Below are 22,003 nucleotides of genomic sequence, written 5' to 3'. Positions count from 1 at the left end.
AGCGAGTCGATCTTGGCGTCGCGGATGTACTGCTCGACCGGGTAGTCCTGCAGGAAGCCCGATCCACCGAAGGTCTGCAGGCTCTCGGTCAGCTTGGCGTAGGCGGTCTCCGAGCCGAAGCCCTTGACCACCGGCAGCAGCAGATCGTTGATGCGGACCGCCATCTCGGCGTCCACACCGTGCAGTGCCTGGGCGACCTCGTCGTCCTGGAAGGTGGCGGTGTACATGTACAGCGCGCGCATGCCCTCGGCGTAGGACTTCTGGGTCATCAGCGAGCGACGCACATCCGGGTGATGAGTGATGGTCACCCGCGGTGCGGTCTTGTCGGTCATCTGCGTCAGGTCGGCACCCTGGACACGGTCCTTGGCGTACTCGAGCGCGTTCAGGTAGCCGGTCGACAGGGTGGCGATGGCCTTGGTGCCCACCATCATCCGGGCCTGCTCGATGACGTCGAACATCTGCGCGATGCCGTTGTGCACCTCGCCGACGAGCCAGCCGACGGCCGGCTTGTCGTGCTGGCCGAAGGACAGCTCACAGGTGGCCGAAACCTTCAGGCCCATCTTGTGCTCGACATTGGTGACGTAGACGCCGTTGCGCTCGCCGAGCTCACCGGTCTCGAAGTCGAAGAGGAACTTCGGCACGAAGAACAGCGACAGACCCTTGGTGCCAGGGCCTGCGCCCTCGGGGCGGGCCAGCACCAGGTGCGCGATGTTCGGGAAGAGGTCGTCGGCGTCGGCGGAGGTGATGAAGCGCTTCACACCGTCGATGTGCCAGGAGCCGTCCTCCTGCTTGACGGCCTTGGTGCGGCCGGCGCCCACATCCGAACCCGCGTCGGGCTCGGTGAGCACCATGGTGGCGCCCCAGTTGTTCTCCGAGGCGATGGCCGCCCACTTCTTCTGCTCGTCGGTGCCGTTGTGCGCGAAGATCTGCGCGAAACCGGCACCGCCGCTGTACATCCAGACCGCCGGGTTGGCGCCGAGGATGTGCTCGTTGAGGGCCCACAGCAGCGCCTTGGGGGCGGGCATGCCGCCGAGATCCTCGTCGAGGGCGACCTTGTTCCAGCCGCCGTCGATGGTGGCGTTGACGGACTTCTTGAACGACTCGGGCAGCGTGACGGTGTGCGTCGCGGGATCGAAGACCGGCGGGTTGCGGTCACCATCGGCGAACGATTCGGCGATCGGGCCCTCGGCCAGACGCGCCATCTCGTTGATCATCTCGCGGGCGGTGTCGGCATCGAGGTCAGCGAAGCTGCCGGTGCCGAGCGCCTTGTCGAGACCGAGCACATCGAACAAGGCGAATACCTGGTCACGAACGTTGCTCTTGTAGTGACTCACAGTGTCTCCTCAATGAGATTGGGTCTAAGCAGTTGGTACTTGCGGCGGTTGGGTACTTGCGACTGGACTGCACTAAGTTACCCACCAGTAACTGCCATGAACTATACCGCCGAGTAACCTTCGCGCAAAGTGGTCTGGAGCGAATTTTCCGCAGCCGCCCAACCCGGTGGTTGATTGGGCGTTGTACCGTGGTCGAAAACCGCCCCTGAGCTGCTCGTCTTTCGAAAATGTGATGCTGGCCACGATGGCCCCGGCGCGCCCTCTAGAGTGAGGCCGATGAGGCGTGTGGTGGTATGGGGAACCGGCAATATGGGCGCGACCGCAATCCGGTCGACAGTCGCCTTTCCGGGGTTGAGCCTGTCCGGACTGATCACCTCATCGGCGGAGAAGACCGGCCGCGACGCCGCCTCCTTCGCAGGTCTGGACGCCGAGACCGGCGTCCTCGCGGTCAGCGACCCCGCCGAGGTGGACGCCGCACTCAAGGACGGCGACGCCGTCGCCTACATGGCCTCCGGTGACATCCGGCCCGAAGAGGCCATCGCCGATATCGAACGCGCCCTGCGCGCCGGCTCGCACGTGGTGACCCCGTCGCTCTACTCGCTCTACGACCCGCGTTCGGCGCCACCGGAATGGGTGCAGCGCCTCACCGACGCCGCGCAGGCCGGCGGCGCCAGTCTGCTGGTGTCCGGCGTCGATCCCGGCTGGGGCAACGACGCGCTGGCGGTGACGGCGGCCAGCCTGTGCACCCGTATCAAGACGATCACCTGCCAGGAGATCTTCGACTACTCCACCTACAACCAGCCGTTCGCGGTGAAGGTGTCCTGCGGATTCGGCGGCCCCATGGAGGAGACGCCGATGATGCTGCTGCCGTCCATCCCGACGATGGTGTGGGGCGGCAACGTGCGCCTGATCGGGCGGGGTCTGGGCATCGAGATCGACGAGATCACCGAGGAGGTCGAGCGCCTTGCCCTCGAGGAGACCGTCGACACCGTGATGGGACCGTTCGAGAAGGGCACCCAGGGGGCGTTCTTCCTCAAGGTGATCGGCTGGTCCGGCGGCAAGCAGCGGGTCATCATCGAACACATCACCCGCATCCACCCGACCTGCGCGCCGGACTGGCCGCAGCCCGACCAGGGGGTGGGTGATCACCGCGTCATCGTCGACGGCGATCCGCAGCTCACCATCACCACCCGCGCCGACGTGCCCGGCGGTACCCGCGCCGACGGCGGCAACACCACCGCCGCCAACCGGCTGCTGGGCGCCATCGACTGGCTGGCCACCCAGCCCGCCGGGATCTACGACGGGCTGGATGTGCCGCTGCGTTCGGCGTTGCCCACCGAGGTGGAAGCGACGCGTTGGGCCTAGCCTTCGGTCTTCGGCTGCGATTCTGGCTCAGCCGCGGGTGATTCGGCATCGGGCAGCTGCGAGACCAGGTGTTCGGCGAGTTCGCCGATGGTCGGATAGTCGAACACCGCCGTCGGGCTGATATCGAACTTGCCGCCGAACTGGCCGAACAACCGGTTGCGGAGTTCCACGGCCATCAGTGAGTCGGTGCCCAGGTCCAGGAACCGGCTCGTGGCGGCCGGCGGCTGCGCCAGCCGCAGGAATCCCTGCACCTCGCGCTGCAGGAACTCGGTGATGAAACCTGCTCGCGCCGCCACCGGCAGCTCCTGCAGCTGCCGGAGCAACTCGCTGTCCCCACCGGTCGCGGTGTCCCCGCTGGGCAGCACCTGATCCAGCAGCGGAGGTCGGATACCGCCCAGCATCTTCGCGGTCCGCTGCCAATTGGCCTTCAGCACGGTGGCCTGCGCGGTGCCGTGCCGGACGACCTCGCCGAGTGCGGCCAGCGCCGCCGACGGCTCCAGCGGCATCATGCCCTGAGCGCTGAGATTGGCAAGCGCAGCCTGTGAGCTGGCCATACCGCCGCTGCCCCACGGACCGAAGTTKACCGCGGTCGCCGGCAACCCCTGCGCCCTGCGCTGCGCGACGAGCCCGTCGAGCAGGGCGTTCGCGGTCGCATAGTTGGCCTGGGACGGCGAACCCAGCACGGCCGACGCCGACGAGTAGACGATGAAGAAATCCAGATCGTCGGTCTTGGTCAGCTGATGCAGGTAGTGGGCGCCATAAGCCTTGGGCCCCAACGCCGCCTGGAAACGCTCCAGGCTCTGCTGCGGCAACAGGGCATCGTCGAGCACGCCCGCCAGATGAGCCACACCGGCCAGCGGCGGCAGCTCCGCACGAATCTTCTCCAGCAGCGCGGCCACCTCGGCCACCTCGCCGATATCGGCGGAGTAGACGTGGACCCGGCAGTGGTAGCGCTCGGTGATGGCGTCGATGGCCTGCTGGGCCTCGGCATCGGGAGCCCGGCGGCTGGTGAGCACGATGTCACCGGCGCCGAGCTGAGCCAGATATGCCGCCGTGTGCAGCCCCAGCGCGCCGAGGCCGCCGGTGACCAGGTAACTCCGATCACCGTGCGGCTGTAGCGGTTTGGGCATCTGCACCACGATCTTGCCGATGTGGCGCGCCTGCTGCATGCGGCGGAAGGCGGTCCTGGCCTCGGTCAGCGGGTAGACCTCGGCAGGCACCGGCGTCCACTCGCCACTGGCCAGCCCGTCGGACACCTCGGACATCAGCCGCTGGATGTGGTCGGGATCGCTCATCATCGTCACATCCAGTGCGACGATCTCGTAGTCGATATCGGGACGCACCGCCGACATCTGCGCGGCGGTCCAGATATCGCGCTTGGCGATCTCGGCGAAGCGGCCACCCTGCGCGGTCGCCCGCACCGTGGCTTCGATGAAGCCCTCGTTGGTCAGGCTGTTGAGCACCACGTCCACGCCGGCACCGTCGGTGTCGGCGAGGATCTGATCCGCGAAATCGGTGCTCCGCGAGTCGTAGACATACTCCACACCCATGGCGCGCAGTGTGGCCCGCTTGTAGGTGCTGGCCGTGGCGAAGACGGTCGCGCCGTGGTGGCGTGCCATCTGCACCGCGGCCAACCCGACGCCGCCACTGGCGGCGTGGATGAGCACCTTGTCGCCGGGCTTGAGCTTGGCCCAGTCGAACGCCAGCCGGACCGTCAGCGCCGCAGCGGGAATGGTCGCGGCATCGACCGCGCCGATCCCGTCCGGTACCACCGCCAGCAGCTGCGCCGGAACGTTGAGCCGGCTGGCGAACGCGCCCTGCATGGAGCCGAAGACCCGCTGGCCGACCTCGAATCCGGTGACCTCCGAGCCGATCTCGGTGACGACACCACACAGGTCGCCACCGATCGGACCCGGATCGCCGGGGTAGAGACCGAGCACATTGAGCACGTCGCGGAAGTTGAGGCCCGCGGCCTCGATCCGCACCTGGACCTCATTGACGTCCGGCGGGGTCACCTCGGCCTCGGTGAGCCGCAGGTTGTCGATCGCGCCGCGCTCGGTGGGAGCCAATACGAAGTCGTCGGACCGTGGCATGGGCAGATGACCGGTGCGGGCCCAGTGCAGCAGCCGCGACACCAGGAACCGTCCCTGTCGCACCGCCATCTCGGGTTCGACGACCGGCGTGCCGAGTGCGTCGGCCAGCCAGCCCAGCGACTCTCCGGAACCCGCCACGTCCAGCAGTCGGCAGCGCAGGGTCGGCTGTTCGGCGATCAGGGTGCGCCCGAATCCCCACAGCGCGGCCTGCACCGGGTCGACCGGTTCGCCGGGTTCGGTGGCGACCGCGCCTTCGGTGATGATCCACAGCCCGCCGGGGAGATTGCTCGTCTGCCCGGCCAGCGCGGTCTGGGTGGCCGCGAGCAGAGCCGACACCTCGGCCTCCAGCCGCACCGCGAGATCCGCGGTGGGTCCGTCGCTGATTCTCCCCGTCGCTCCGCTCGCCCCGGCACCGGTCTGTCCCGAACTGCGCCAGACGATCCCGCTGACCGGCGTGCCCCGTTCGGCGGCCGTGGCGAACGCCTTCTTCCAGGCATCCGGATCGGCCGGTTGGTCCACGGACACGGCATGGGGGACGATGCCGGCCAAGGCGTCATCGCCGGCGACCAGCCAGGCGCCGCCGGCGATCTTGGCGGCCTCCTCACCGGCGTCGACGACGCTGCCCGGGGCCGCGCCCTCGTGCCAGCCCACCGTGTACAGCAGCCGGGTCGAGTCACCGCCGAGCCCACGCAGCAACGCCTCGCGCGGTGCGCGCTTCACCGTGAACTCACGGATCCCGCCCAGCACCCGCCCGTCGCGGTGCACGAAATCGATGTCGAAGACCAGGGTTTCGCTGTTGAGCGGACCCTCGTGCCAGCGTGCCCGGCAGTAGAACCGGTTCGGCATCTTCTCCAGCAGTTGCACCCGCCCGTACCGCAGCGGCAGGAACAGGTCGTGCATGCCCTGCTCGGCGGCGAGTACCGCTGGGAAGGCCGGGAAGGCGACACCCGTGCACAGATCGAGCAGGACGGGGTGGATCGGCTCGCTGCCCAGATGCTCGGCGAGTTCTTCACCGACGGACACATCCCCGATCGCCTCACCCTCGCCGACCCACAGCGATTTCAGCGAGGTCGACCAGGTGGGTCCCCAGGCGAGTTCCAGATCGTTGAAGATCTCGAAGAGTTCCTGCGGGCGGGTGCGGTTCATGTGCTCGACCGCTTCGTCCGGGCTCAGGGCCGGGGCGTCCTCGGACGGCGCGTCGATGTCGGCGCCCGAACCGAGCGTGCCGTCCGCGTTCAGCGACCACTCGGCCTCGCGCACGCCGTAGGGGCGGCTGTGCACCTGGAACTTCCAGCCGTCATCCTGCGGATGCAGGGTCAGCTGCACCTCGCGAGACGCCTTGTCGGGCAGGATGATCGGCTCGTAGAAGTAGACGTCCTTCACATGCGCCGGAGCTTCCGCGGCGGCCAGGGCCATCGCGGCGTACGTCGCACCCGGCACGACGACGGTGCCGTAGATGACGTGGTGCGCCAGCCACGGCTGGGTCTTGACCGACAGCACATTGCTGTAGACGGTGTCGCCGGAGGCCAGGTCCTTGGCGCTGCCCAGGAGTCCGGACACCGACACCCCGCCGGAGCCCATGCCGGCGATGGACGTCTTGGGCCAGAAGCGGCGACGCTGGAACGGGTACGTGGGCAGTTCCAGCCGGTGCTGCTCGCCGTGATGCTTGGCGGCGAAATCGGGCCGGTGCCCGCAGATGTAGGCGGTGGCAAGGGCCTCGGTGATCTGACGCTGCGCGTTGGCGCCCTTGCGCAGCGACACGATGGTCCGCGGCGTGGCCGAGGACTCCGGCCAGCTCTGCAGCGCGGCGGCGGTGAGGATCGGCTGCGGGCCGACCTCCATCAGCACCGAGCAGCCCAGGGCCGCCACGGTGCGCACGCTCTCGGTGAACTGCACCGGCTGGCGCGAATGCCGCCGCCAGTACTGCGCGTTGATCGGTGTCTCGGCCGTCAGCACGGCCCCGGTCCGGTTGCAGACCAGCGGGCGGGTCGGCACGGCGTACTCGAATTGGCCGGCGAAGGCCTCGAACTCGTCGAGCACCGGGTCCAACAGCTCGGAGTGGAACGCGTGGCTGGTCTCCAGCCAGGTGCAGCGTGCGCCGTCGGCGCTGCAGTTGGCGACGATCTGTTCGAGATCCTCACCGGGCCCGGACAGCACGGTGTTGCGGCCGTTGTAGGCGCCGACCGACACCCGCGGGAACGCCTCGGCGGCGCCCTCGACGTACTCGGGGTCGGCGAACACCGCCATCATGCGGCCACCGGCAGGCAGGCTGCCGAACAGCCGGCCACGCTCGGCGATCAGCCGGGCACCGTCCTCGAGGCTGAAAACCCCGGCCACGCAGGCCGCCGCGTACTGGCCGACGCTGTGGCCGAGCACCACGTCGGGCTCGATACCCCAGGATTGCCACAACCGGGCCAGGCCCATCTCGACGGCGAAGATCGCCGGTTGGGCGAACGAGGTGTGCCGCAGCGTTTCGGTGGCCTCCCGGCCGGTGTCGAAGATCGCGTCGAGCAGCGGGCGGGGCAGCATGCCGTCGACGGCCTTCGCGCACTGGCGCACGGTGTCGGCGAAAACCGGCTCTGACTCGAACAATTCGCGCGCCATCCCCGGGTACTGGCTGCCCTGGCCGGGGAAGAACCAGGCCGTCGTCGGCGGGTCGGTGCATTCGCCGCGCACCACGCCCGGGCGTAGCCGGTTGGCCACCAGGTCGTCGAGCAGCATCTTGGATTCGGGGACGGTATTGGCGACCACCGCCGCCCGGTGCTCGAAGTGCGAGCGCCCCGCACCGGCGGTGAACGCCACATCGGCGACCGAGGCGTCCGGGTGGGCATCCAGCCAGGCGGAATACCGCTGTGCCAACGCCACCAGCCCCTGCGACGAACGCGCCGACAGCGGCAACACGCTCAGCGGTTCCCGCGCGGGCGTCGCCGTGTCCGCGACCGGTTCGGCCGGGGACTCGTCAATGGGTTGTGCCGAAAGAACTTCGGGGGCCTCTTCGATCAGGACGTGGGCGTTGGTGCCGGTGAAACCGAAGGCACTGACCCCGGCCCGGCGCGGCCGGCCGTTGGCATGCCACGGTGTGGGCTTGTCCACGACCTGCACCGGCAGGCTGTCCCACGGGATGTGCGGTGACGGGTTGTGGAAGTGCAGGGTCTGCGGCAGCAGGTCGTGCTGCAGCGACAGCACGACCTTGACCAGGCCGGCGACACCGGCCGCCGACTCCAGATGGCCGACATTGGTTTTCGCGGTGCCGATCAGCAGTGGGCGGTTAGGGTCCCGGCCCTCGCCGTACACGGCCGCGGCCGCCTGCACCTCGATCGGGTCTCCCAGCGGGGTGCCCGTGCCGTGCGCTTCGAGGTAGTCGACGTCGTCGCCGGACAGGCCGGCCCGGGCCAGCGCCGAGCTGATGAGTCGTTGTTGGGCACCACCATTGGGCACCGTGAGACCGCTGGAGGCGCCGTCCTGGTTCACCGCGCTGCTGCGGATGACCGCGCTGATCCGGTCGCCGTCGCGCTGGGCGTCGGACAGCCGCTTGAGCACCAGCACACCGCAGCCCTCGCTGCGGACGTAGCCGTCGGCGGCGGCGTCGAACGTCTTGCACCGGCCATCGGGGGACAGCATCCGGGCCCGTGAGGCGGCGACCACCGACGCCGGGCTCAGCAGCACGTTCACCCCGCCGGCAATGGCCATGTCGCAGTCACCGGAGTGCAGGGCCTGAGCGGCCTGGTGCACGGCGACCAGCGAGGAACTGCACGCGGTGTCCACCGCCATCGCGGGGCCCTCGAGTCCGAGGGTGAAGGAGACCCGGCCGGCGATGGCGTTGAGGGCGTTGCCGGTGATGAAGTGAGGTTGCAGGTTCTCCAGCGAGTCGCTGGACAGCAGGTGCGAGTACTCGTTGGCGCCGACACCGACGAACACGCCGGTGCGGCTGCCGCGCAGGGACGCAGCCGAATAGCCGGCCCGCTCCAGACCCTCCCAGGAGAGTTCGAGCATGAGGCGCTGCTGCGGGTCGATCCAGACGGCTTCACGCGGGGAGATGCCGAAGAACTCCGGATCGAATCCGTCGACGCTCTCCAGGTAGCCGCCGCTTCGGGTGTAGATCTTGCCCGGCATCTGCTGATCCGGGTCGTAGAACTCGTCGACGTCGAAGCGGTCCTCCGGGATCTCCCGGATGGCATCCACCCCGCCGGCCAGCAGGTCCCAGTAGGCGTCCGGATCGGGTGAGCCGGGGAAGCGGCAGGCGACCGAGATGATGGCGATCGGTTCGTCGGCGGCCGTGGTGGTCAGCGAGACCGGCTGCGCGGCAGCCTTCTTGGCGCCTCGCTCGTTGAGCTTCAGCACATCGCCGAGCAGATAGTCCGCCATGTCGGTCAGGCGCGGGTGATCCATCGCCAGCGTGGCGGGCAGCTCGGCGCCGACGGACTGTTCCAGTCGCCGTCGTAGTTCGACTGCCATCAGCGAATCCAGACCGAGATCGAAAAGCCCGGTCTCCTCCCGGATCTCGGCGGCGTCGATCTGGGTCACCTCGGCGACCGCGTCGCGCAGTTCCTCCAGGACGAGCTTCTTGCGCTGCTGTATCGGAGCGGAGGTGAGGCGTTCGACCAGCCGGGTCGTACCTGCGGATCCCACCGGTGTGGATGCCGTCTCGGGAACCTCACCGGCCACCTCGGCCAGCAGTGCACGCTGGCCGGCCTGCAGATAGATGGGCAGGAAGCGGGCCCAGTCGATCCGGGCCACCACACCCTGATTGCCGGCGCCGACCATGACATCGGCCATACCGGCCAGCGCGTCGACCGGTGACAGCGTGCGCACGCCGCGCTTGTCCAGCTGGGTGCGGGCCTCGCCGTCGGCCATGCCGGCCGACCACGGGCCGAAGTTGACGCTGAAGCCGGGCACGCCCTGCTCACGCAGCCGCCAGGTCAATCCGTCGAGGAACGCGTTGGCCGCGCTGTAGGCGCTCTGTCCGTAGCTGCCCCACACCGAGGAGATCGAGGACGTGGACAGGAAGAAGTCCAGTTGCAGATCGGTGATCGCCTCACTCAGATACCAAGCACCCCAGACTTTTCCGGAGAAGACTCGATCCAGTTCGGCGGGATCCAGGGTACTCAGCGGGGTGGTGCTGTTCTCGCCGGCGGCGTGCACGATGCCGGCCAGCGGCGGCAACTCCGCGGCGATGGTGGCCATCAGATGCGCGATGTCGTGCGGGTTGGCGACGTCGGAGGCGACGGCACGAACTTCACAGCCGTACTGCTGGCGCAGCGCATCCATCCGCTGCTGCGCGGCGGTGCTGGGAGCGCGACGACTGGTCAGCACCAGATGGCGGGCGCCGTGTGCGGCCAGGTAGCCCGCGATCTCCAGTCCCAGTGAACCCAGACCGCCGGTGACCAGATAGGTGGCATCGGAACGTAATTCGAGGGCGGTGGGGTTCGGTTGCCCGGTGCGCCTGCTCAGCCGGGGCACGTGGATCAGCTGCCCGCGCAGCGCGATCTGGTCTTCTCCGCGACCGGCACCGACGATCTGGCCGATAAGCCGCGACCAATCTTCGGCAACGCCGGAGACATCGGCCAGCCCACCCCAGACCTGGGGGTACTCCAGGGCGACGGCCCGGCAGAAGCCCCACAGACTGGTCTGCTCCGGTGACACCGGGTCGGTGTCGAGTACGCGTTGCGCACCGCGGGTGACGACCCAGATCGGGGCGCGCAGATCGGCTGCGGCGGCGGCACGGAACAGTCGCTGGGTGCCGTCCAGGACGCGATGCTGCATCCGCAGCAGCGTCCGCATCGACGGCGCGTTGTCCTTCTCCAGCGCCGCGACATGCAGGATACGCAGCGTCGGTTCGTCTTCCACCGCGGCGCGCAGATCGGCGGCCAGGCGCTCCTCGTCGGCGTCGGATGCCGGCAGCCGTAGCGTCCGGTGTCGGTGGCCCTGCGCGGTCAGCGCGTCGAGCACCGGTGCCACCGTGTCGGCGTCATCCCCGATGACCAGCCAGGCCGAGCCCTCACCGGTCGGCGTGGCGGAGGCCGGCGCGGACACCAGCCAGCGGATTTCGTACCGGGCGTCCGCGATGGACTGGGCGTCACGCTGCCGATTATGTTGGGCGGCAAGCTTGTTGAGAACGTCGGCGGTGGTCAGGCTGGTGCCCGAATTGTCGAGCAGTGCCGCCAGTTCCTCGATCCGGCCGTCTTCGAGGAACCGGACGGCGTCGGTGCGAACGGCATCGTTCTTGGTCGGTTGCACCTGCTTGTCGCGGAACCAGTACTGCCGGTGCTCGAACGGGTAGGTGGGTAGATCCAGCTTGCGCGCCGGACGAGCCAGCAGCGCGGCGAAGTCGGGCAGGTGCCCGGCCACGTAGGTGTTGGCCACGGCCTCGGCGATGTGGCGATGGTCGGAGCCGTTGCGCCGCATGGAGGCAACGGCGCGCGGTGCGCTCGCCGGGTCGGGCCAGGCCCGCATGGCGGAAGCGGTCAGCACGGGCTGCGGGCCGACCTCCAGCAGCATCGCGCAACCCAGATCGGACAGCGTGGCCACACTCTTGGCGAACTCGACGGGCTGGCGGGCGTGGCGGCGCCAGTAGGCGCCGTCCAGCTTGGCGGTGCGGCCCAGCGCGGCGCCGGTCCGGTTGCACACCAGAATCCGTTGCGGCGCTGCGAAGGTGAATTGATCCGCGAAGGTCTCGAACGCGTCGAGTGCGGGATCCAGCAGTGCGGAGTGGAAGGCGTGGCTGGTGTCCAGCCAGTCGCAGCGCACACCGTCGGCGGTCAATCCGGCCACCGCGCGCTCCAGGTCCCCGCCGGGGCCCGAGAGCACGGTGTTGGCGCCGTTGTAGGCAGCCACCGACAGGCTGGGGTATTCGTCGGTGAGCCGCTCGACGCGGTCGGCGGCGGCAAAGATGGCGGCCATCCGCCCGCCGGCGGGCAGATCGCCGAACAGGCGGCCCCGCTCGGCCAGCAGTCGGGCGCCGTCCTCGAGGCTGAACACACCGGCGACACAGGCCGCCGAGTACTGGCCCACGCTGTGGCCGAGCACCACGTCCGGTTCGTAACCCCACGACTGCCAGAGCTGGGACAGGCCCATCTCGATGGCGAAGATCGCCGGCTGGGTGTGCCGGGTCTGGCGCAGTGCCTCGTCACCGTCGGCCGAGTCGTAGATGACCTCCAGCAAAGGCCTTTCCAGAATGCCGGCGACGGCGTCGGCGCACCGCTGCACGGTCTCGGCGAACACCGGTTCGGTCTCGAAGAGCTCCCGGGCCATCCCGGCGTACTGGCTGCCCTGTCCGGGGAACAGCCATGCGGTCTTCGGGGCGTCGGCGCAGTGGCCGCGCACCAGTCCCGGCGCGGGCCGGTCGTCGGCGAGGGCGCCGAGCAGTTCGCGGGCGGACTCGATCGAGTTCACCACCAGCGCGGCACGGTGTTCGAGGTGGGCGCGTCCGTCACCCGCGGTCAGGCACACGTCGGCCAGGTCGGCGTCGGGATGCTCGCTCAACCAGCTGCGGTATTTCTCGGCGGTCTGCACCAGGGCGGCCGGGGTGCGTGCGGACAGCGGTAGCACCATGAAGCGCCGGGCGTCGGCCTTGTCCTCGGCGGCAGCCGGCGCCACGGCCGGCGCTTCCTCCAGGATGATGTGCGCGTTGGTGCCCGAAAATCCGAACGAGCTGACGCCGGCGACGCGGGGACGTGCGGTGCGCTCCCAGGCGGTGGACTCCTCCACCACGCGGACCGGGATGCGGTCCCACGGGATGTGCGGGGACGGATTGCGGAAGTTCAGGTGCTTGGGCAGCTCCTGGTGCTCCAGCGCGAGGACGACCTTGAGCACCCCGGCGACACCGGCGGCGGCCTCCAGGTGGCCGATGTTCGTCTTCGCCGACCCGATGAGCAGCGGCTGGTCGGCGGCGCGGCCCTTGCCCAAGACGGCGGCGGCGGCCTGGACCTCGATGGGATCACCCAGCGAGGTTCCGGTGCCGTGCGCCTCCAGGTAGTCGACATCGCCGGCGGCGATACCGGCGCGTTCCAGGGCCTCGGTGATGACCCGCTGCTGGGCGACACCGTTGGGCACCGTCAGTCCGCCGGAGGCGCCGTCCTGGTTGACCGCGCTGCCGCGGATGACGGCCCGGATGCGGTCACCGTCGCGCACTGCGTCCTCAAGGCGCTTGATGACGACGACACCGCAGCCCTCGCCGCGGACGTAGCCGTCGGCCGCGGCATCGAAGGTCTTGCACTTGCCGTCCGGGGAGAGCATCCGGGACTGCGAGAAGGTGATCATGGTCGCCGGGCTCAGCAGGACGTTCGCACCGCCGGCCAGCGCGAGGTCGCACTCCCCGAGCTGCAGGGACTGGCAGGCCTGGTGGATGGCGACCAGCGACGAGCTGCACGCCGTGTCGACGGTGACCGCCGGCCCGTGCAGCCCCAGCCGGTAGCTGATCCGGCCCGCTCCGGCCGCACCCGAGGTGCCGATGGCCAGGTAGGCCTCGATCTCGGGGTAGGTCAGTTCCGAGGACGCCATGCCCAGGTAGTCGTGGGTGGACAGACCGACGAAGACCCCGGTCTGGGTGTTCGCCAAAGATGTTGGCGCGGTGCCGGAATGCTCCACGGCGCGCCAGGACGTCTCCAGCAGCAGCCGGTGCTGGGGGTCCATGAGCCTGGCCTCACGGGCGGACACGCCGAAGAACGGCGCATCGAACCCGGTGGCGTCGTCGACGAAGCCGGCGCGGCGGGCCACGATCTTGCCGGGCGCGGAGGCATCCTGGTCGAAGAATTCGTCGACGTCCCACCGGTCCTGGGGGATCTCCGAGACCGCGTCGCGGCCGTCGTGCAAGACATCCCAGTACTGCTCGGCGTCGGCGGCACCGGGCAGCCGCGCGGCGTAGCCGATGATGGCGAAACGGGTCGGCTCTACGCCAGACTGTGCATGGTCGGTTGCTGCCATGAGGTGTACTCCCCGCGTCGATCCGATGAACTACCGGTGATGAGATTTCGGTGCCATCGGTGGAGGCCGCGCACAGGTCTGTTGAACGGCCGCGACCCGCTATCTGCCGACAGCTACGGCCGGTACCTTACTCGTCGGTCAGTATTGCATGTAGGTTGCTACCGCATGCGGTTTCATATCTGCCGCTGAGCCCGGCGGTGGGCGGAGGCCCCCGATGCCGACAGCCGCTATCGTGAAGTCGCCGTCGGTGTTGCCGGACCGCCGCCGATCAGACCCGGGAGGGAAAGTCTTGCAAATCGGGAAGATCACGATCGGCACGATCGATGACTGGAAACCGGCCCCCGGTGTGGTGACGTCCTGGCACCCCACGAGCGCGTCCATGGAGAAGGCCCGGCAGGCCCCGGTCAGCGCCGTCCCGGTCAGTTACATGCAGGGCCAGCACATCCGCGGCGTCTACGAGCAGGACGCCAAAGGCCTCGATTATTCGCGGCAGATCATCGCCACCTGTGAAGTGCCTGGTATCTGCGATATCTCGGCGATGGACCACGCGCTCAACCACTATCTCCGGCGCCATGACACCTACCGCTCCTGGTTCGAATACCCCGGTTCCGGGGAGATCGTCCGGCACAGCATCGTCGACCCCGCCGATATCGAATTCGAACCCATCAACCATGGCGAGATAACGGCCGAGGACGCGCGCAAACACATTGTCGACATCCCCACTCCGCTGGAGTGGGGCTGTTTCTCATTCGGAATCGTGCAGAGCGAAGACCATTTCGATTTCTATGCCGCCATCGACCATGTGCACGGGGACGCGGCGCTGATCGGGATCACCATGCTCGAGGCGCACGGCATGTACACCTCGCTGCTTTCCACCGGTCAGCCGATGGCGCTGCCGGACGCCGGCCGATTCGACGATTTCTGCATTCAGGAACGCGAGAACACCGCGGAATTGACGGTGGATTCCCCGGAGGTCCAGGCCTGGATCGAGTTCGCCGAGAACAACAACGGCAGCATGCCCGAATTTCCTTTGCCGCTGGGCAATCCGCTGGAACCCACGGTTGCCGACATGGTCGGGGAGATGCTGCTCGACGCGGACCAGACCGCCCGGTTCGAGGCGGCCTGCACGGCCGCCGGTACCCGCTTCGTCGGCGGCCTGTACGCCTGTACCGCCATGGTTGAGCACGAGTTGACCGGTGCGGCAACCTATTACGGACTCACCCCGCGGGACACCCGCCGCACATCGGACAATTTCATGACCCAGGGCTGGTTCACCGGCCTGGTCCCGATCACAGTGCCGATCGCCGCGACGACGTTTGCCGAGGCCGCGTGGTCGGCGCAGACCTCATTCGACTCGGGTCTGAACCTGGCGCGGGTCCCGTATTACCGCGTGCTGGAATTGGCGCCGTGGCTGGACAAACCGGGACCCAACTTTCCGGTGTCGAACTTCCTGCACGGCGGCGCCGCGCCACTGAATGCCGTACTCGCCGCAGCCGAGATGGGTTATTCGAACAATATCGGCATTTACTCCGACGGCCGGTTCTCCTACCAGTTGACGATCTATGTATTCCGCTACGAGGCCGGCACCGCAATGGCGGTGATGTTCCCGGACAACGAGGTGGCCCATAAGTCGGTCGCCCGCTATATCGCCACCATGAGATCCGTGATCGAGCAGGTCGCCGACAGCGGAGACTGGGGCCGTTTTGCCTGAGCGTAGGGGTCTGCCGATGGGTATGTCCGGGTCGGTATCTCCAGGGGGTGTGTGTTGCGACGGCTAGCCGATGTCGTCGTGCGCTGGCCGCTGGTCGTGATCGCGTTGTGGGTCGCGCTGGCGGTGGCCCTGCCACTGACGGTGCCCAGCCTCAACGAGATGGCCCAGAAGCACCCGCTCTCGATGCTGCCCGGTGACGCGCCGTCCAGCGTCGCGGCCCGGCAGATGGAGGAGGCGTTCCAGGAACCGGGCACCGACGACCTGCTGCTGGTCGTGCTCACCGACGAAGACGGGCTGGGCCCCGAGCACGAGGCCACCTACCGCAAGCTGGTGGACGCCCTGCGCGATGACCAACAGAACGTCGTCATGTTGCAGGAGTTCATCGGAACACCGGCCCTGCGTTCGACTTTGACGAGCGAGGACGAGAAGTCCTGGGTGCTGCCGGTCGGGCTGGCCGGTGCGCTGGGAACCCCGCAGTCCTACACCTCGTTCAATCAGGTCTCCGAGCTCATCGAACGGACCACCGCAGGGGGACCGCTGGAGGTCCACCTGGCCGGACCGGCCGCCACCGTCGCGGACCTCACGGTCGCCGGTGAGAAGGACCGCCTGCCGATCGAGATCGCCATCGCGGTGCTGGTGCTGCTGGTGCTGCTGGTGGTGTACCGCAACCCGGTGACCATGCTGCTGCCGCTGGCCGGTATCGGGATGTCGCTGGTGATCGCGCAGTCGACGGTCGCCGCGCTGTCGGAGTTCACCGGGCTCGGGGTCTCGAACCAGGCGATGATCCTGCTCAGCGCGATCATCTTCGGCGCGGGGACCGACTATGCCGTCTTCCTGATCAGCCGCTATCACGACTACGTGCGGATGGGCGAGGACCAGCACGACGCGGTCCGCAAGGCGCTGGGTTCGGTGGGCAAGGTGATCACCGCGTCGGCGGCGACCGTCGGCGTCACCTTCCTCGCCATCAGCTTCGCCAAGATGGGCGTGTTCTCCACCGTGGGCGTGTCCTCCGCGGTGGGCGTCGGCGTCGCCTACCTGGCGGCGATGACGCTGCTGCCCGCCCTGCTCGCCGTCGTCGGACCGCTCGGCTGGATCAAGCCCCGCAAGGAACTGACCTCCCGGCTGTGGCGACGCTCGGGCGTGCGCATCGTGCGCCGGCCGTGGACGCACCTGGTGGGCAGCCTGCTGGTGCTCTTCCTGCTGGCCGGTCTCGCCGGATTCGCGACGTTCAACTACGACGATCGCAAGGCCGTCGCGGACTCGGAGCCCAGCTCGCTGGGATATGTCGCGCTGGAGAAGCACTTCGACATCAACCAGTCCATCCCGTCCTATGTGCTGATCCGCTCCCCGAAGGATCTGCGCAATCCGGAGGCGCTCGCCGACCTGGAGCAGCTGGCCGAGCGGATCGGCCAGCTGCCCGACATCCAGATGGTCAGCGGTATCACCCGGCCCCTGGGGTCGGTACCGCCCGAGTTCCGGGCCACCTACCAGGCCGGCATTGTCGGCACCCGGCTCGCCGACGGCGCGAAGATGATCACCGACGGCACCGCCGATATGAACCGGTTGTCCTCGGGTGCCAACACGCTGGCCGGCGGCCTCAGCGATGTGCGGGGCCAGGTCACCGACATCGCGGGCAGCCTGCAGCAGATGGTCGACGCGTTCGCGGCACTGCGGGGGCAGTACGGCGGCGACAAGCTGGTCAAGAACGTGGATGTGGCGGCCAAACTGGTGGCCGCCATCAACCGGCTCGGCAACTCCATGGGCGTGAACCTGATGGCGACCAGGGACATGTTCGCCTGGGTCCCTCCGGTGCTGACCGCTCTGCAGGGCAGCGTGGTCTGTGATCTGGACCCGTCCTGCAGCCAGACCCGCATCCACCTGTCCCGGCTCGCCGCGGCCCGCAATGACGGCACCCTCGCCGAGATCGAGGATCTGGCCGGACAGTTGGAGTCGTTGCAGGACCGCCAGTCCCTCAATGCCGCCTTGCAACAGGTCGGCACCGCGTTCACCCGGCTCACCAAGGCGATGCAGGCCATGGGACTGGATTCACCCAAGGGCGCCCAGGCGACGCTGGCCCAGCTTCAGCAGGGTGCCGAACGCTCGGCCAGCGGCAGCCGGCAGGTGGCCGACGGGGTGGATCAGATCGTCGATCAGATCAAGGTGATGCGCACCGGGCTCGATCAGGCCGCGGCCTTCCTGCTGACCATGGCGGAGAACGCCGGCTCGCCGGCCATGGCGGGGTTCAACATCCCGCCCGAAATCCTGCAGTTGGAGGATTTCAAGGCGGCCACCAAGGCCTACGTCTCACCCGACGGGCACTCCGCGCGGTATCTGGTGTTCACCAAGCTCGATCCGTTCGGCCCGGCCGCGATGGATCAGGTCGGCGCCATCGAGGACGCTGCCCGCGGCGCGCTGCCCAACACCGAGCTGGCGGATGCCTCGGTGTCGATGGGTGGCTATCCGGTGGCGCTGGCCGACACCCGCGACTACTACGAGAACGACATCCGGTTCATCGTCATCGTGACCATCATCGTGGTGCTGCTGATTTTGATGGCCCTGCTGCGAGCGGTCATCGCGCCGCTGTATCTGGTTGGTTCCGTGGTGATCTCGTACTTCGCCGCGCTCGGCCTCGGGGTGCTGGTGTTCCAGGTCATCCTCGACCAGCAGCTGCACTGGTCGGTGCCTCCGCTGGCCTTCGTGGTGCTCGTCGCCGTCGGTGCCGACTACAACCTGCTGCTCGTCTCCCGGATGCGCGACGAGGCCCCGCTGGGCAGGTTCGGCATCATCCGGACCTTGAGCTCGACCGGCGGTGTCATCACCGCGGCGGGCCTGATCTTCGCCGCCTCCATGTGGGGCCTGCTGTTCTCCAGCATCGGTACTGTGGTGCAGGGCGGGTTCGTCATCGGCATCGGCATCTTGCTGGACACCTTCCTGGTCCGGACCGTCACCGTGCCAGCCATGGCTACGCTGGTCGGAAAGGCGAATTGGTGGCCGTCTCGACTCACAGCGCGGGGGAGCAGTAGAGCATGAAGAAGCTTCTCGCAGCAGCCACCGCAATGCTGACCATCGGCGCCTCCGGCCCGCTGGGCGTCGGGATCGCCACCGCCGACGAGCCGCCGCCCGGACCGCCCGTCCCCGGACCGGCCGTGCCCGGCCCGGCAGGTCCCGAAGCTGCGCGCACCATCGAGGGCCGCGGCTACGCCCTTGGTGGCGCGCACGTGCTCGGCATCCCGTACGACGAATACATCATGCGCACCGGCGCCGAGTGGTTCCCGGGCCTGGACCGCCAGATCGTCGACTACCCCGCGGGCCAGGTCCAGGGACACACTCTGGAACGGCTGTTCCCCGGTATCGGGCGCCTCGACGACAGCTTCCCGGGCCTCGGGATCGACGGCCCCAGCTACGGCGAGTCCATCGACGTCGGCGGGCCCAACCTGCTGAATGCGATCAAGTCCGGCGGCCCCGGCATGGCCATCGGCCTGTCCGAGGGTGCGTCGGTACTCGACGACGTGCGGGCGCGGCTGGCCAATGATCCGACGGCCCCGCCGCCGGACCAGCTGAGCTTCGCGACCTACGGCAACCCGGTCGGCAAGCATGCGTTCGGTGAGAGCTTCCTGAGTCAGAACTTCCCCGTCGGCAGCGTCGTGCCCTCGCTCGACTACCGGATGCCCGCCCCGGTGGAGAGCCAGTACGACTCGCATCTGTTCGTCTCGGCCTACGACAGCATCGCGGACTGGCCGCAGCGTCCGGACAACTGGATCTCGGTGGCCAATGCGATCGTCGGCCTGGCCACCGGCCACACTGCGGTCGCGTTCACCAACCCGAAAATGGTTCCGCCGCAGAACATCCGGACGACCGTCAACTCGCGGGGTGCGCGGACGACGACCTACATGATCCCCGAGCAGCATCTGCCGCTGGTGCTGCCGTTCAAGTACCTCGGGGTGGATCAGAAGACCCTCACCGATCTCGACAACGTGCTGAAACCCTATGTGGATGCCGGTTATACGCGTAACGACGATCCGTTGACGGCGCCCATCACGGTGGACCCGGTGAACGGTTACGATCCCGCCGAGGTCACCGCCCCGGCCACCCAGGCCGCCTTCGGTGGCGGCGCGGACCCGGTGTCGCAGTTGATGGCCGGCTTGCAGTATGTGTTGAACAACCCGCCCAAATAGCGACTACATCCCGGCCAGGCCGACGGCGAGCAGCACCACGCCGACGACCGCAACCAGCACGGCCACCCCGCGGCGGCCGCGCTCACGCAACCAGTCGTTGAGTGCGGCCAGCCGCGCGCGGGTGCGATCCGGCGCGACAAGGTAAGCCAGCAGTGGGATCTCGACGAGGGCGAAGGCCACCACGTTGAAGATCAGCAGGGCCGCGAACCGCGTCGTGGAGCCGATGTCGGCGGTGCCGATGACCGCCAGCGCGGCCAGATAGTCGACTGAGGGCAGCGCGATGCCCAGTCCGGCCGCACCGGCGACCCAGAGCGACTGGCCGTCGAGCAACCGCGTCAGCCAGGCCGGCGGTGTACGGGGACGGCCCTTGGTGAGCGCCAGGAAAGCGGCCACCAGCAGGGCCAGCAGCCCGATCGCGATCTGCACCCGGGGCAGGGTAAAATGCGCCGACTCCAAACGTGATTCGAGCAGGAACAACACCACCGCGCCGACCGTCAGGCCCATCAGGAAGCCACCGCACAGGAAGGCGGTGAGCTGCAGCAGTGGGCGCGGACGGTTGAGCATCAGCACCGACATCCCGATGCGGAACGGTTCGAGGCTGACGGCGACAGCCATGACCAGCAGGGTGATCCACATCGCGGGCGCTGGCTACGCGTCCAGCCGCACGAATTGCCCTTGTCGATACTGCTCGACGCATGCCGAGCGACGAATCTTGCCGCTGGTGGTGGTGGGGATCGATCCGGGCGGCACCAGCACGATATCGGCCACCTGCAATCCGTGAGCCCGCGAGATCGCCGCGGTCACATCACTTTTCGCCTCGCCGAGTTCCTCGGATTCATCGCGCTTCTTGAACTCGATGATGGTGACCAGCTTTTCGTCGTGATCATCGGTCACGGCGATCGCGGCCACCCTGCCCCGGGTGATCCCGCGCACCGTCTCCTCGATGTCCTCGGAGTAATGGTTGCGGCCGCGCACGATCAGCATGTCCTTGATGCGCCCGACGATGAACAGATCGCCCTCGGAGATGAACCCACGGTCCCCGGTGCGCAGCCAGTCGGTCGTCGGTGCATCGGCCGGTCCGTCGACGAGTTGCGCACCGAATCCGGTGCCGGTCTGATCGGGTTTGCGCCAGTACCCGGCCGACACGTTGTCGCCGTGCGTCCAGATCTCGCCGACGGTGCCGTCCGGGCAGGGCCGGCCGGTCTCGGCGTCAACGATCAACAGCAGGGGCGAGGGCGCCACCCCGTAACGGACCAGTGGGGTCCCGCCGGGCTTGCGTACCGCCGTGCCCTCGGTCAGCTCGTCGACCGCGAACTCGACGACCTCGGGGACACGCCCCATGCCGCCACTGGCCACGAACACCGTCGCCTCGGCCAGGCCGTAGGAGGGCATAAGAGCCTCTGGCCGAAAACCGAACGGTGCGAACCGATCAAGGAAGCGGGTGACGGTGGGCGGCTGGACCCGTTCGGCGCCGCAGATGATGCTCTCGATGACGCTCAGGTCCAGGCCGGCGAGATCATCGTCGGTGGTCCGCCGGGCGGCGAGATCCAGGGCGAAGTTGGGTCCGCCGGAGACCGTCACGGGGTGCCGGGCCATGGTTTTCAGCCAGCGCGGCGGGTGGGTGAGGAAGGCCAGCGGGCTCATCAGGTCGGCCTGTGTCCCGGACAGGATGGGCGCCGCGACGCMCAGCATCAGTCCCATGTCGTGGTAGAACGGCAACCACGACACCATGGCACCGCCGGCCGGCACCCTACCGCCGTATTGGCGCAGGTAATCGGGCATCAGCTGCTCGAAGTTCGCGATCAGGTTGCGGTGGCTGATCATCACGCCCGCCGGTGCCCGGGTCGACCCCGAGGTGTACTGCAGGTAGGCGATGTCCGGGCCGTCGGGCGCGTCGGCGGGGACGGGTTCACCTGCGTCCAGATCCAGGGTGTCCACCGAGATTACCGCGGTCATGGCGGCGCCGTCGTCCACGTACTGGGCGGCGATGTCGAACAGCGCGGACGTGGTCAGCACCACCGCGGGCGAGGTGTCGGCGACCACCGCGCCGATGCGCTCGTCGTGGGACCCGGGCACCGGCGCCGACAGCGGCACGGCGATGAATCCGGCCTGCATGGCGCCCAGGAACGCCACGATGTAGGGCAACCCCTGCGGTGCGATGATCAGCGCCCGTTCCCCCGGAGATCCGTACTGCGCGGCTTCCTCGGCCATGTTCAGGGTGCGCCGGTACAGCTGCGCCCAGGTCAGGGTTTCCGCGACGCCCTCGGGATCCCGGTCGTAGTCGGTGTAGGTGAACGCGAGCTCGTCGGGTGTATCGCCAGCACGTTCCCGCAGCACGGTGAGGATGGACGCGTTGGGCATGGGGGTCAGGCTACTCAAGGTTGTGTTCAGGCTGAGCGTGAC

At 68.4% G+C, this 22,003-nt stretch carries 8 protein-coding genes; 4 read left to right on the top strand and 4 right to left on the bottom strand.

The features are described from left to right. A partial coding sequence (locus AC1DTF_RS22860) for an acyl-CoA dehydrogenase family protein (protein ID WP_477475734.1) occupies positions 1-1,334 on the bottom strand: 1,334 nt, incomplete at its 3' end. Between the two features lie 276 nt (positions 1,335-1,610). On the opposite strand from AC1DTF_RS22860, the gene AC1DTF_RS22855 reads away from it, so the two are divergent. Continuing rightward, positions 1,611-2,699 carry an NAD(P)H-dependent amine dehydrogenase family protein gene (locus tag AC1DTF_RS22855; RefSeq protein WP_477475733.1) on the top strand — a complete coding sequence of 363 codons (1,089 nt, stop codon included), beginning with the start codon at positions 1,611-1,613 and terminating at the stop codon, positions 2,697-2,699. On the opposite strand, the gene AC1DTF_RS22850 is transcribed toward AC1DTF_RS22855, so the two are convergent. Then, positions 2,696-13,714, bottom strand: a complete 11,019-nt coding sequence (locus AC1DTF_RS22850) for a type I polyketide synthase (RefSeq protein ID WP_477475732.1) — start codon at positions 13,712-13,714, stop codon at positions 2,696-2,698. The genes AC1DTF_RS22855 and AC1DTF_RS22850 overlap by 4 nt on opposite strands. Before the next feature lie 289 nt (positions 13,715-14,003). Here AC1DTF_RS22850 and AC1DTF_RS22845 point away from each other — a divergent pair, with 289 nt between their 5' ends. Genes AC1DTF_RS22845 through pe form a run of 3 tightly spaced genes read left to right on the top strand, consistent with a single transcriptional unit; the run spans position 14,004 to position 19,600 of the window. Next, complete coding sequence (locus AC1DTF_RS22845; RefSeq protein WP_477475731.1) at positions 14,004-15,425, top strand: condensation domain-containing protein; 1,422 nt, start codon at positions 14,004-14,006, stop codon at positions 15,423-15,425. Between the two features lie 54 nt (positions 15,426-15,479). Continuing rightward, on the top strand, positions 15,480-18,455 hold the full coding sequence (locus AC1DTF_RS22840) for an MMPL/RND family transporter (protein ID WP_477475730.1): 2,976 nt from the start codon (positions 15,480-15,482) through the stop codon (positions 18,453-18,455). Then, a complete protein-coding gene (gene pe, locus AC1DTF_RS22835) occupies positions 18,452-19,600 on the top strand; it encodes an acyltransferase PE (RefSeq protein ID WP_057169883.1) in 1,149 nt (382 codons plus the stop codon). Before AC1DTF_RS22840 ends, pe begins: the two co-directional genes overlap by 4 nt. Positions 19,601-19,603: 3 nt before the next feature. Here pe and AC1DTF_RS22830 read toward each other — a convergent pair whose 3' ends face one another. Together AC1DTF_RS22830 and AC1DTF_RS22825 are read right to left on the bottom strand one after the other, a co-directional pair. Beyond that, positions 19,604-20,236, bottom strand: a complete 633-nt coding sequence (locus AC1DTF_RS22830; protein WP_477475729.1) for a GAP family protein — start codon at positions 20,234-20,236, stop codon at positions 19,604-19,606. A 12-nt stretch (positions 20,237-20,248) separates the two neighbouring features. After that, a complete protein-coding gene (locus tag AC1DTF_RS22825; protein ID WP_477475728.1) occupies positions 20,249-21,961 on the bottom strand; it encodes an AMP-binding protein in 1,713 nt (570 codons plus the stop codon). Positions 21,962-22,003 lie beyond the last annotated feature (42 nt).

The sequence above is a fragment of the Mycobacterium sp. P4_H6 genome (assembly GCF_056400845.1).
The sequence above is the reverse complement of the archived record's forward strand: the minus strand, read 5'-3'. Positions and strand labels throughout refer to the sequence as shown.

Excerpts from the sequence above, each read along its gene's own strand:
- AC1DTF_RS22855 (WP_477475733.1), top strand. The coding sequence starts at position 1,611 with ATGAGGCGTGTGGTGGTATGGGGAACCGGCAATATGGGCGCGACCGCA.
- pe (WP_057169883.1), top strand. The coding sequence starts at position 18,452 with ATGAAGAAGCTTCTCGCAGCAGCCACCGCAATGCTGACCATCGGCGCC.
- AC1DTF_RS22830 (WP_477475729.1), bottom strand. The coding sequence starts at position 20,236 with ATGTGGATCACCCTGCTGGTCATGGCTGTCGCCGTCAGCCTCGAACCG.